Below are 13,438 nucleotides of genomic sequence, written 5' to 3'. Positions count from 1 at the left end.
ATTTGAATGGAGTACAATTTTATCATATTTCACAAGCCATATGGCTTGTGAAATCATCCCTTATACATTGGGTTTTTATATGCTCGTAGTGTAAGAGGAGTTGCCGGTCTTTTGATCCAAGGCGGACGTCTGAATTTCATCTTCTCACTTACCGGTCGTGTAAGTTTATCTCTCCACGCCTGATACGTTTTGAAGTTGTTTTCATAGTTCACATAGACATCACCATACTTGTCACCCGGTTTTGCTTTTTCGATGTAAACCATTTGATGCCATGCATGGTTTCCTGCAATTGGATCTGGATGAACTGGAGCAACGGCATTTTGCCAAGCACCTGTTAAACCATCCCACCAGATATTGTCAAGGTCTTTGTTGATCTCTTTGAACTGCCAGCTATCTTTTCTCTTCATCATACCTTTTTCGATGCCTTCTTTTGCTCGCATCTTACCGATTTTGCCATCCATCTCCATCTTATACAGTGGAGCTCCAAGACCCATGACACCAAGCTTGTGCTCAAATCCTGGAATTTCGACTGCATTTTTGAGTTTCCATCGACCTGCGTGGTGTGAACATGCGAGAACGCCCGGTCTAGTCGCCTCTGTTGGGATAGCCATACCGACAAAGTATCCACTCTCAAGTCCACTTACAGTATCGACGATTTTTACTCGAATCTTATCGCCTTTTTTGATACCAAGTCGTTTCGCGTCACTTGTATGGATCCAGATTGGGTTGTGGTTTTGACTGATCTCCATCAAGTGTTTAGAGTTCACACTTCGTGTATGGATGTTATATGGCAATCTGTAAATGGTATTAAGTGCAAATTGGTTTTTATCTTTGATGTAATCATGGTGAACCTGTGTAACGAGGTGCACCATCTCTTTTCGCTCTTTTTCATTTCTTGGATAGATAGGAATCGCATACTCTGGCCATTGATACTCTTTTGCAAGCCAATCTACATAGAAATCGAGTCTCTTATCCGGTGTATGGAATCCGTGATAGACTTTTCCATCAATTTCGATACCGAATGGTTTTCCGTCATGATAGAGTACATCGTATTCGTCTTTCTCTACATGGTCTTTATGGACTTTTTTACCATGAACAGTATAGTACTCCCCATCAAACGGAATCTCTTCCTCCTGCGGTTTATAGATATCAGTCTCTTCCGTCCAAGCACCTCTATCTCTCATGAATTCATAGCATGGATATTTGCTGTTTGGATAGGCTGCTTTTGCCGCTTTTTTAAGTTTTGGCAAGTTTGCAAATGCAGCGTCGTACAGCTCAGCAATCGTAATGGCACGGCTTGGATCCTCTTTACTCGCCCAATATTGCTTAACTCCATACTTTCCATCTGGATCGACGTAATGGACAAAAAGGTTCGCCCAGAACTCATTCTCTTCCCATATTTCGCCGAGACCGGCTTTGATGTGTGCTTCAAGTGTCGCTCTTGTCGGATCTTTCGGCTTCCATCCCATTTTTTCTAGAGCAACTCGTAAAGCTGGTTGCCTAAATGCCGTCCACTGCTCTGGTTTCGTTGGAGCAGACTGTTGGTCGTGTCGCTCACCTGAAAGACCTGTTGGCAATACATAGTCACAATACCAGTTTGTCTCACTCCAAGTTGGTGAAAGGTTGAAAGTGAGCTCAAACTTGTCTTCTCGCTTCAGTGCCTCAATCCATCTAAATCCATCTGGATTGATCCATACAGGGTTGTACATTCTTGGAACCCAGACAGCTATCTTTTCTGCTACTTTGAACCCTTTCTTGTTCCACTTCTCTCTCCACTCGTCATCCATAATGAGGTGTGGAAGCAAGAAACTCATCTCGTATGTCGAGAGTGGATATTCCGGTGGCCAAGAGTAGTCGTTCCACGTATCGACTCGTTCAGGCGCTTTACCAGCAACTGTCGCTTTGAAAAATTTACCGTTAACGCTGATTTCATGCCAGTGGTGCCAACTCACTCCACCAATATCACCTTTGAGAGCCCCTGTGAGTGCTAGAAGCAAGAAGCCGCTTCTTGTATTCATCCAACCACCGCGGTGGCCAATAGTACCTGCTCTCCATAGATAGGTAGTTATCTTATCACCGGCATCTTGAATCATTTCCCAAAGCTGCTCGAGCTTATACTCCTGTCCCTCAAGTCGACACTCTTTAACAACGAAGTCAAGATCATAATGTTTATACATATCTTTCAAAAGTTCGATAAAGCTTTCATAGCTCTCATCTTTTGGAAGTTGGCTGATGTATCCTTTTTCTTTGATGAAGTTAAGATACTCTTTATCTTTCATGAGTTTTTTCCAGTTGACCCAGTTTCGTACAAACTCATGGTCAATCATATCCTCACCATTTTTCTTCTTCTCATGAAGCACTCTGTTTGCCAGGTAAAGATAGAGTGCCGCTTCTGTTCCAGGCCATACTGGAAGCCAAAGATCAGCCATACCAGCACTGTTTGAAAGGCGTGGATCGATAACTACGAGTTTAGCCCCTCGTTTTCTCGCATCTGCAATCAAACCGGCACTTTGCTGGAAGTAGTGCCCGGCATCAGCAGCATGGGAAGATTGCAAGAATATGAGTCGACTGTTTGCCCAGTCTGGTGAGTTTCTGTCGTCGTTTGCCCACTGGATCGATCCTTGTCGAGCCCCCGCACTACAGATGTTAGTATGGGAATCAAATCCATCGAAACCGAGTGTATGAGGCACTTTTCCACTAAAACCGTTTTCGTTTGGTCGACCAACATGGTAGATGAACATTTTTCTACTAACTTCATCACCTTTTTCTAACAGTTCGGCAATCTTTTTGCCAATCTCTTTCATTGCATCATCCCATGTTACTCTAACCCACTTTCCTTCACCTCTTTTACTTCCAGGGGCACGCTTGAGTGGGAATGGAACTCTGTCTGGATCATACATTTGTGACCAAACTGCATACCCTTTTGCACAGTTTCGTCCACGACTTCCCGTATGCAAAGGGTTTCCCATATATTTTTTAACAACCATACTCTTTTTGTCGACCCATGCGGTCAAACCACATCCCGCTTCACAGTTACTACAAACTGTCGGAACGATTACGTAGTCGTTGACATAGATACCGTCAGGATTATCTTCGCTTTGGACCCCTTTTCTGTTAATGCCGCCTCGTTTCCAATCATCCCCATCGAGCTCTTTGAAATCGTCCCACTCTTCTAAAGGTGGATAAAAGTTTAGCTCTTTTGGTGTATTGGTAAATTTTGTTGTTTCCTGTGTATTTGCTTCGGCGATCGTTTCAAAAACGCCTTTGCTCACAGCAATACCTGCTACTGCAGCTGCTGCTGTTCCTTTTAGAAAATTTCTTCTACTTTCAATAAAACTCATATTCGCTCTCCTTAGCTAAGAGGTAGTAGTTGTGGAATGATAAGCCATACATGTTTTGCGATGTAAAGCCCAACGATTGCTGATACGCTTGCAAGATAGAGTAGTGAGCTACTTCTTGACTTCAAACTGAAATAAACCAATATCATAGGGATGATAAATGCAAGCCACTGTCCAGCCCAGAACATTACATGATATGGCCCGTGCTCTTTTACATATGCCAAAATCGCAGCCACTTCTTCAGCTTTCATATGTCCAAAATAGTATTCGCCCATATAGATAGTAAAGCTTAAAAATGCACTTGATCCAAGGATGATAGCTAGATCTCTTTTAACTTCATAGCTCCAGTTTCCACCGATAATGAGAAATACCGCACTACCGCAAAGAAGAGCTGCCAAAAGCATTTGAGCGAGTTCAGTTGGAGTCTGCCAAAGTTCTCTCGCTGTTGCTTCACCCATAATAGTCGCAGTGTAGAGTGTTACAGGAATAGCAAGAATAACCGCGGCTTTTAAGAGAGGATTGTATAACCCTTCCAATTTACAAGGTTGTTTGAGTAGATACTTTTTGATAGCAATCACACACATAACAAAAACAATGCCAGTAAAAACTGTTGCCATCCATGCACCGACAGTAATCGCACTTGTAAAGTGTGGATAGAAGAAAATGTGCCACATTCTAAATGGTTGATGAAGGTCCAAAAGTGTAAACAGTAAGAAAATGTTGAGGAAAATAAACGATATTATAGGCATCCAAAGTTTTACTTTGTCGCCGACTCTGTCACCGTAACGTGCTAGCAAAAATGCTCCAACAAGAATAACCCCTGTACCGATACTTTTTGCCCACATATTAAGAGTAATCATCCATCCCCAAATCACTTCGGGAATAGCGACATCTAATGTAACTATAGCGTTAGTCGCTGCAACAGTATGCTCTACCATTAGTGGCCTCCTATATGGTCTAGATGAGTAATGTTGTTAAATAGGTTGTATCCCTCTTCTCGTTTCGCTGCTAAAGGATTGAGTTGTACTTCCCCACCACCGACATAGAAATGTTTCGGATGAGTATTTTTCTCTGGTTTTCTAACTTTCACGCCACCATCTTTTTGATGTCTCATGATATATTGACTGATATGGCTTGTCGGATCGTCCAAATCACCAAAGATATTTGCCTCAACAGGACATGCGACGACACATGCAGGCATCATCTCGCTTGCGATTCTGTGTGCACAGTATGTACATTTATCGGCTGTGTTTGTTTCTGGATCCATATAGATAGCACCATATGGACAAGCCATCATACATCCGGCACATCCGATACATCGCTCTTTATCGATGTTCACAATACCGTTTTCGAGATAATGAAGAGCACTGACTGGACAGATCCGCTCACATGGTGCATCTTCACAGTGGTTACATCGTAGAGGCGTATAGGTACGTTTTGTCTCAGGATAGACACCTACATCTACATATTTGACTCTTAGTCTCCAAGAATGAAGCGGAACTTTGTTTTCCACTTTACAGGAGACCTCACACCCTTTACACCCCATACAGAGGTCCAGGTCAACCAAAAAGCCTAACTTCATATCCTCTCCTTTATGACAGATTAGCTACGAATATAAGCAGCACTTCTGATATTCATAAGTCGCTGCTAATTACCGTAAAATCGCTATTTCCTAGCTATATAAAGTCTAACATTTCTAACTTAACATTTACTAAAATGGATGTAAATCGGCTCTTTTTTGCTCTAATTCACTAAGCTTTGTTTGCATTTATGTAACATCATTTTGTATCGTTAAAAAATTTTGAATCATGAAGCAATTAATTTTTAAAAACAAAAATTCGAAATCGTTCAAAATTAGTGAACTGTAATCAAGGAAGAACGGTTGTAAAAAACTCTTTTGGCGTCATATCAAAATAGAGATTTTCACACGGTAGCGTTGCTTCTATCTCTTGGCATGGTTTAGAAATCTCTTGTGGTAAGATAAAATCCTCTGGCCAAAGCCTTGCCGTAGTGGCTATACTGTACACGGGAATCCTGTTGTGGTTGGCTGATAGCGCGATCGGATAGGAGCCTAATTTATGGACGAGACCAAAAGTCCCTATGCCATCTGCACCAAACAGAACGAAATCGCACCTTTTTGTAGTCCATCCAGCTGCCGCATCCACAATAAGCCTGGTTTCTATTCCGTTTTGCAACAGTTTTTTAGCTAACTCTACTCCCTCCCTCATAGGTCTCGATTCTGTACAGTAGACTTTTATTTTGAATTTTCGAGAAGCCTTGATCAAAGTCTCGGCTACCAAGGAGCTATAGGAATGGGTTAATACGCAACAGCCATCAAAAAACAACTCTTGGGCTTTTTCGACTACCCTTTTTTGTTCTTCTCTCTCATTTTCGAAAAAGGTTCTCGCCTCATCTTTGTAATTGGATACGTTTTGCAATATATGTTTTGAAAAGTTATATAAGGGGGCCATAAAAGGTTTTGCGTTTTGCAGAGCAAAAGCAGCCTCTTTCGCAACTTGCTTAGAATCGATCTTTTCAAACAGTTCAACCGCTTGTTGAAGCAGAAAACTTGCACCATGAAGATTGTCTGAAGCGATCTGTTCAACTCTTTTTTTCCACATTTTGCAACGCTTTTATCTTTGCCAGGTAGCTGTATTTCATATCCAGTTCAAAACTCTCATTGGTAGGATACTCATATCCAAACACCTTTTTCCATAAAGAGTGATCCTCCATGCACATATAGAAAAAGACTTTACCATGCCACGGAGCAAGAGAATCATAAGTAAATCGAAACATCTGCTCTTTTATCTCAAGAGGGTAGGAGAGTTTGCCTGCAGCATCCACTAGGGGCATTTGTAAGATTTTACTCTTCATCGCACGCTTTCTAAGCTTTTTGATAACCGGTTTGATAAAAGTGAGTGTTCCCAATGAAACTAGCGCCACTAAATTGGGATCAAAGGTTTTGATCAACTCGTCAAAAATGGCATCATACTCCTCCTTCCACCCATCGTACCAGACCATAGGATGAAAATGAAAACCAACAAGTCTTCCTTTATCATGAATCTTTTTGGCAGCACTCAAACGCTCTTGTAAAGAAGCTGTCAGACGCTCCTCTTTTTCGACAATCGTCTGAGGATTGAGGCTCCAAGTAACGATGATATTTTCAGGATAATCATGGTTAAGAAGATACGTAACATTATCGCTTTTTGTTTTCAATTCCAAAATAACATTTGGATATTTTTTCGCAAATGCAATCAGTGCTTCTAAAACTCCGCCGCGGTTTCCCCACATTAAACTGTCACTACTTTGACCGGTTCCTATATGATAGATCTCATCTGGATCGATATCGAGACTTAAAAGCTTTTCTTTGAGGTTGGTATTGAATGTAATCGTATCTTCATTGTAAAAACTCTGAATAGAGCAGTAGCTGCAGTCATATCCGCAACTTTCTACCATGTCCAGTGTCCAGAGGTTACAGCATCTGGTTTTTGGGCTCGCTACCGGACACATACCAAATCCGAGCTTCTTATCAGATTGGGCAAAACGGATTTTGTGCGTTTTCTCTTTATCTATTTGAAAATTATCATAACTCTTAGGTTTATTTTTGATACGATCATAATGCTCTTTTATTTTTTTAAGGACCTCCTTTTTGGGACCCTCTACCCACAGCTCCTGAAGACTCTTTTCGTTCCACATCGCCAGATCGACAGCCATATCGGTAAGTTGCTTCAACTCGTTGGCTGTCAACCTGTATTCATACGCCTTCTTCTTTACAAACTCCTGCTCTTTTTCTTCAAGTGAATCGAAAAAACTGTTTTTTATCTTTTTCTCAAAATCGTACATCAAGGTAGCATTATCCCCCGAATCATAAAGTAAATCATTGCGGCCAGTATGGCTGCGGCTGGAACAGTAATAAGCCAAGCGGCTATAATCATCTTCAAAGCGCTTCTTTGCACAAGTTCATACTTTTTCAAAGCTTTCAAGGCTTTTTTTTCTATTTTTGTCAGTTTTATCTGTCCATGTTCCAATTTTGCGATTGCCTCTTTCTCTCTATTAATCTTTTCAATGAGTGCTTTCACTATGAAAGGATCTGCCTTCTTGGGATCCCCCAAGGCTTCCAAGGCTCTTTTATACTCGCTCAGTTTTTCCAGCTCCTCTTCTATATGGGCTTTTTGAAACTCTTCTTTCAGTTTCCCTTCATCTTTTTTCACCCTATTTTCCAAACGCATAAGATATTCACGTAAAAACCCCACACCAAAAACTCCACCGACAGCAATGTGCGTTGAGCTCACAGGCAGCCCCAAAGCTGAAGCGATAATGACAGTGATCGCTGCAGCAAGAGCGATACAGAATGCTCGGATTTGATCGAGCTCCGTTATTTCACTCCCAACTTTTCGTATCAGTTTTGGTCCATACAGTGCCAATCCTATGGCAATGCCCAATGCTCCTACCATCATGACCCAAAGAGGAATCGGCGCTTTTTTCCCAAACTCTCCACTCATGAGTGCATCACTGATACCAGCCAGTGGTCCAACGGCATTTGCAACGTCATTTGCTCCGTGCGCAAAACTGAGAAGTGCGGCACTAAAAATAAGAGGTATGGTAAAAAGTATATTGATCGATTCTCGGTCATTCTCCAACCGGTCCGCTTTTTTCACGATAAGCGGTTTCACAAAAAGATAGATACCCACCGCTATAAAAAAACCTATCAACACTGCCAAAGGCAGAGGTACTTTGACAAGATGCTTCAGCCCTTTTATAATCAAGTAGCTTCCAAAGGCCCAGCTCATGATGGCAATATAGAGGGGAACCCACTTTTTCGCCGCTTCGATTTTATTTTCTTGAAAAATCACATTTTTCTTGATGATATATAAAAACAGAGCCGCTATTGCACCTCCAAGCAGAGGCGAAATCACCCAGGATGCTGCAATCTTTCCCATTGTCGGCCAGCTCACAGAAGCAAATCCGGCAGCTGCTATGCCTGCTCCCATGACACCACCTACAATAGAGTGCGTTGTAGACACAGGTGCACCTATGGCGGTAGCGAGATTGAGCCATATGGCACCTGCTAAAAGTGCAGCCATCATAAGCCAGACAAAGACTTGCGTATTAGCTATAAGAGTTGGATCGATAATGCCTTTTCGGATAGTTCCAACCACATCTGCTCCTGCTATCAGCGCTCCAGCAGCTTCAAAAACAGCAGCGATGACAATGGCTCCCATCATCGATAAGGCACCACTTCCCACAGCTGGACCGACATTATTTGCCACATCATTTGCACCAATATTCATAGCCATATACCCACCAAAAATAGCGGCTACTATAAGAAGTGTGTGATGTTCTATGCCTTTTGCGTACATGGAGACATACCACATAACACCCAGTATAAAAAGAAATGCTATAACAACTCTTACGGCATCTCGTAAATCAAACTTTTTAGCCCGTTTTATCTCTGGATAATGCTTAAGATCCATCTGTATTCCTTTTCAAAAATTCTACAAGTCTCTCTTTTGGCATCGGCTTAGCAAAATAGTATCCCTGAGCATAATCGCATCCCATCTTTTTCAAAAAATCAACTTGTTCGTGTGTCTCGACACCTTCAGCCAATGACTGCATATGAAACTCTTTCGAAAAAAGAATCAAAAATCCGACAATTTCTCGGCTTTTCGAGTCATCTATCATACCATCTATCAAAGATTTATCGATTTTTAAAATCTGAAAATCGAGATGTACCACCTCTTTAAAATTAGAGTGCCCTACGCCAAAATCATCTATCTCCATAGCTATCCCTCTCTCTTTCAAGCGAGTAATGACTGGCTTCAATACTTCATAATTTGCGATGACATCTTTTTCTGTCAGTTCCAAAGCTATCGTATCGGTTCCAAGTTGATGTCGTAGCAAAAGATCTTCCAAAAATGGGAGGAAATCTTTGTTCAGTAGATCGCTCACATTGACGTTAAATGCAAAACGCAACATATTTTGCATTTGTGCAATCTCAGCAATGCCTTTTTCCAATATCACTCTCGTTAAATCTTGCAAATACCCAAGCTCATTTGCTACTTCAACTATTTTTTCTGGATTATAAAAGCCCTTTTCACCAGGAACTCTCAGCAGAACCTCGGCAGTTTCAAAACGGTTACTTTTTAAATTGTAAATAGGCTGATAATATAATAGAAAATCTTTTTGGTTCAAAAGTCGTAACAAAACCTCTTCATAATGCAAATACTCTTTCGTGTGCTCCTCCATCCAATCCTGAAATATCTGAAAGCTATTGCTTCTTTTACCGTAAAACATTGCAAGTTCGCATTTACGATACACTCTTTTTGGCTCTTCCCCACCGTCAAAAACCGCCCCTCCATTCAATATGACAGAAATGGTGACTTCATCCACTATGATTCCAGATTTTGCTACTTTTTGTATTTCATCTAAAAGCTGTATTGCATCATCTTTTTCGCTGACCTTGACAATAAGCGCGAAATGATCAGCGCTAACATGATAAAGACCTCTATTTTCATCAAGAAAGGATGATAGTAAATGAGCAATGCTTTGCAAAAGTTTATCCCCAAATTCAAATCCGAAATTGAGATTGAACTTAGAAAAATCTTTGATATTGACAAGTACCAATAAATAGTTGTCATGACAGTTTTGAAGATCATGGAAAAGGGAGTTCTTGTTGGGAAGCTTTGTTATATGGTTAAAATAGTTGGACTCAATATTTTGAAAAGCAGACTGCAGTCCTTGCAAAAGATGTCTCAAGACGGCAACTACATCCTTTGTAAAAATGTTTCGCATAGAGCTATACAAATTAAGAGCATAGGTATCATCGATACGCAATGCGATGGAGGAGAAGAACTCTCTTTTAAGCATCTCGTCTCGCCAAGGCTTCATTGCTTCGTTATGCAAAGTATCTTGGTTGATTCCTATAAAATCCTCTTCTCGATATGCTTTACCTGTTGGGCCTTGGGAAAATTCACTCGTATCTGTTGTAATGGTTATACGATCAGGATACTCTTGATGAACTCCGCATCGTATGAACGGCTGTATGTGTATTCCATTTTTTTGACTTATCCAAGCATGACTGAAGGTCTTTCCTTTCGTTAGCTCCTGGCAACTAAATCGTAAAATATCCTCTTTTGTAGTGAAGCGCGGTAGCTCTTTTAAAATTTCATCCACACGCAAACTTAAATCGGAGAGTACTTGCTCTTTTGTTTTGTCGATCCAAAATCCTAAAAGCCTAACATTTTCATCGTTTTTTTGTATAACATAGACCCTATCTTTAATCCAAATGTAGGGCCCATCCTTGGTTTTAAAACGATAAGTATGTTCCAAACTGCCGTTTGTAAAAAGCTCCTTTTGTTTTTCTAAAACTTCCTTCTTGTCTTGTGGATGAATATTTTCCATCCACCAACTAGAGGTTATATCAGTTTGTTCAAATCCTGTATATTTTTTCAGACTTTGGGAAACGTAGTTCAATATTTCTTTATGCTCTTTCGTGTCAACATCCACTTCATACACTACCAAAGGTGACACTTCCAGTAATTTTTCGAAACGTTGTTGCAATTCGGCCTCTTTCGTTATATCAACAAAAACGATAAGCCCGGCCGATTTACCTCGAAACAGAATCGTTTGAGAGGTTGCGTAGACAGTATACTCTCGATTAGCTACTGCAATTTTTGCACGGTACTGGGCTATGAACTTTTCTCCCTTGAGTCTTTTTTCATAAATTTGTTTGAAATAATCTTTGTTGTGAATAAAAAAGGAGAGCGGGTCTCTCTTTCGTAACTCTTGTAAAGAGATTCCAAAAAGTTTTTGCGCATATCTGTTCGCATATACAATTTGAGGCTGATATACTAGGACACCAAAGGGGACTTCATCTAAAAACTGCTCTATAAGCACTTCATTGGTTAATCGTTCATACAGTTTTTCAAATATGTGCGCCACCTCTTTGAAACGCTCAGGTGCTGGGGGAAAATTTAGTTTTTGCAGAGGATTTTCAATGAGTTTATGGAAATTGAGTAGAACTTTTTGAAGATAGAGATCCTCATCTTGGATGAATTTTTTATACAGTATATAACTGATGGAAAAGAGGGCCAAAAGAAATATAATCCACATAAGAGAAAAAATAATAGCAAGACGATAAATGTCTTGTGGTAATGGCAATTGACTTTTCAACAGATAACTCTTTTGGCCAATGTGAATCTTCAAAGGAAAAACAACGACTCTATCTTGTATTTCAACATTATAATCAAAGGGCTCATTTGCTGAACCTATGACTTTCACAGGCGTAAAAAAAGAGTACGGCAATTTTTTAAAAACAATCAGAACGCCTTTTGGAGTAGCTTTCTCATTAGAGTCGGTAATTAGATGAGAGGCAACTAATAAAAGACCATCTTTTTGGATAGGATGTTGAAGATCCAAAGGTATTGCATCGACCACTTTTTCTTGCCCCTCTTTGACCACCCTTGCATATAAAAGTTTCTTACTCTCATCAAAAAAAAGCATTCCGTCAATATTGAGATCGATAAGGGTTTTACCACAATCAAAATTTTTCTGAAGAAAATCATAATTTTTCTTTTGTACAAATGCATAGGTATCATCACGAGTCGCCCAATCCGTCGCGATAGATTGCAGATATTTATACTCTTTATTGATATGACTTTGTATCAAATTTTCTGTGCGCGACAATTCCTCCTTGATTTCATGATCTGCAAAAGAGAAAAAAGTCGCTATCGCCACAGCTGCAGTCAATGAGGCAAATAGCAGGGTATAGATGAAAAAGTAGCGTTTAAACATCTATTTTTCCAGCCGCTCCTCTATAGATTTTGCATGGGCCTCCAGCCCTTCGGTATGCGCCAATATAGCAGCAGCTTCTCCAATCTCCTGCATCGCTTGGTGGGAAAAATTGATGATAGAGCTCTTTTTCATAAAGTGCTCAACATTAAGTGGTGAATAAAATCTTGCCGTTCCACCCGTTGGCAAAGTGTGATTGGGTCCTGCAATGTAATCACCAATCGGCTCAGGCGTATTCTCGCCTAAAAAGATAGCACCGGCATGTTTGATTTTTGAAAGCAGATCAAAAGGATTGGCTGTCATGATCTCAAGGTGTTCAGGAGCGATGGTATTCATAAGTTCAACGGCTTCATCCATACTGGACGCAACGATAATAGCCCCCCTCTCATCAATCGATTTTTGGGCAATCTCTTTTCTTTGAAGATTTTCTAAAAAGAGCTCTACCTCATCATTGACCGATTGTGCAAGATCGGACGAATCTGTTATCAAAATAGAGCTCGCCATCTCATCATGTTCCGCTTGACTGAGTAGATCGATAGCCACATATCTTGGATTGGCACTGCTATCAGCAATAATGCCGATTTCACTTGGACCTGCAACCATATCGATGTTCACTTCGCCAAAAACGAGTCTTTTGGCCGTCGCTACAAAAATATTGCCCGGTCCTGTAATCACATCCACTTTCGGTATCGACTCGGTGCCATACGCCAAAGCGGCTATAGCGCTTGCACCACCCACTTTATACACTTTTTCAATACCGCACAAATGGCAAGCAGCCAATAATAGATGGTTTGGTTCGTTGTGTGGTGTAGGCGTCGTGACAACGATCTCGTCCACTCCTGCCACAAGTGCCGGAATGGCATTCATAAGCAGACTACTCGGGTAGGCGGCTTTCCCTCCCGGAATATAGAGCCCTGCTTTTTCGACGGGCGTCACTTTTTGCCCTAGGATTGTTCCGTTCTTTTCAAAATCGACCCATGATTTTGGAAGCTGCTTTTCATGATATCTCTTAATACGGTCGTAGGCTAAATGAAGCGCATCTCTTAATTTTTCATCCAATGCCTCGTATGCTTTTTGCATCAAATTTTGATCAATCTTTAGATCATCACTCGTTCGGGGCTGCCAATGATCAAATTTTGCAATATGCTCAAACAGTGCTTTGTCTCCATCACGTTTTATCTCATCTATTATTTTTGTGACAATTGGCATTACCCATTCATTATCTTCTTGAGCCCGTGCTAAAATTGTTTCAAATTCTTTAGAAAAAGTGCTGGATTTTGTTTCAAGTATTCTCATAACCCACCTTTTGT

The 13,438-nt window shown here is 40.7% G+C and carries 8 protein-coding genes; all 8 read right to left on the bottom strand.

Going from position 1 to position 13,438, the window contains the following annotated elements:
- Positions 1-53 precede the first annotated feature (53 nt).
- Entirely contained in the window at positions 54-3,341 is a 3,288-nt protein-coding gene (locus NIS_RS03160; RefSeq protein ID WP_012081950.1) for a molybdopterin-dependent oxidoreductase, read from the bottom strand.
- A gap of 11 nt (positions 3,342-3,352) precedes the next feature.
- A complete protein-coding gene (gene nrfD, locus NIS_RS03155) occupies positions 3,353-4,276 on the bottom strand; it encodes an NrfD/PsrC family molybdoenzyme membrane anchor subunit (protein WP_012081949.1) in 924 nt (307 codons plus the stop codon).
- Positions 4,276-4,920: a 4Fe-4S dicluster domain-containing protein gene (locus tag NIS_RS03150; protein WP_012081948.1), complete on the bottom strand. Its 645-nt coding sequence runs from the start codon at positions 4,918-4,920 to the stop codon at positions 4,276-4,278. The genes nrfD and NIS_RS03150 overlap by 1 nt, the downstream gene beginning before the upstream one ends.
- Positions 4,921-5,206: 286 nt before the next feature.
- Positions 5,207-5,959: a hypothetical protein gene (locus NIS_RS09970; protein WP_012081947.1), complete on the bottom strand. Its 753-nt coding sequence runs from the start codon at positions 5,957-5,959 to the stop codon at positions 5,207-5,209.
- Positions 5,940-7,181 (bottom strand): SPL family radical SAM protein, encoded by a 1,242-nt coding sequence (locus tag NIS_RS03140; protein ID WP_012081946.1) that lies wholly within the window; start codon positions 7,179-7,181, stop codon positions 5,940-5,942. The genes NIS_RS09970 and NIS_RS03140 overlap by 20 nt, the downstream gene beginning before the upstream one ends.
- Positions 7,181-8,812, bottom strand: a complete 1,632-nt coding sequence (locus tag NIS_RS03135; RefSeq protein ID WP_012081945.1) for an inorganic phosphate transporter — start codon at positions 8,810-8,812, stop codon at positions 7,181-7,183. The genes NIS_RS03140 and NIS_RS03135 overlap by 1 nt, the downstream gene beginning before the upstream one ends.
- Positions 8,802-12,131, bottom strand: coding sequence for an EAL domain-containing protein (locus NIS_RS03130; protein WP_012081944.1), 3,330 nt, complete (start codon positions 12,129-12,131; stop codon positions 8,802-8,804). Before NIS_RS03130 ends, NIS_RS03135 begins: the two co-directional genes overlap by 11 nt.
- Positions 12,132-13,424 carry a histidinol dehydrogenase gene (gene hisD / locus NIS_RS03125; protein WP_012081943.1) on the bottom strand — a complete coding sequence of 431 codons (1,293 nt, stop codon included), beginning with the start codon at positions 13,422-13,424 and terminating at the stop codon, positions 12,132-12,134.
- Positions 13,425-13,438 lie beyond the last annotated feature (14 nt).

Source organism: Nitratiruptor sp. SB155-2, from assembly GCF_000010325.1.
Lineage (GTDB): Bacteria > Campylobacterota > Campylobacteria > Campylobacterales > Nitratiruptoraceae > Nitratiruptor.
This window is presented reverse-complemented; position numbering and strand designations above follow the sequence as displayed.

Excerpts from the sequence above, each read along its gene's own strand:
- NIS_RS03140 (WP_012081946.1), bottom strand. The coding sequence starts at position 7,181 with ATGTACGATTTTGAGAAAAAGATAAAAAACAGTTTTTTCGATTCACTT.
- nrfD (WP_012081949.1), bottom strand. The coding sequence starts at position 4,276 with ATGGTAGAGCATACTGTTGCAGCGACTAACGCTATAGTTACATTAGAT.
- NIS_RS03150 (WP_012081948.1), bottom strand. The coding sequence starts at position 4,920 with ATGAAGTTAGGCTTTTTGGTTGACCTGGACCTCTGTATGGGGTGTAAA.
- NIS_RS03135 (WP_012081945.1), bottom strand. The coding sequence starts at position 8,812 with ATGGATCTTAAGCATTATCCAGAGATAAAACGGGCTAAAAAGTTTGAT.
- NIS_RS03160 (WP_012081950.1), bottom strand. The coding sequence starts at position 3,341 with ATGAGTTTTATTGAAAGTAGAAGAAATTTTCTAAAAGGAACAGCAGCA.
- hisD (WP_012081943.1), bottom strand. The coding sequence starts at position 13,424 with ATGAGAATACTTGAAACAAAATCCAGCACTTTTTCTAAAGAATTTGAA.
- NIS_RS09970 (WP_012081947.1), bottom strand. The coding sequence starts at position 5,959 with ATGTGGAAAAAAAGAGTTGAACAGATCGCTTCAGACAATCTTCATGGT.
- NIS_RS03130 (WP_012081944.1), bottom strand. The coding sequence starts at position 12,131 with ATGTTTAAACGCTACTTTTTCATCTATACCCTGCTATTTGCCTCATTG.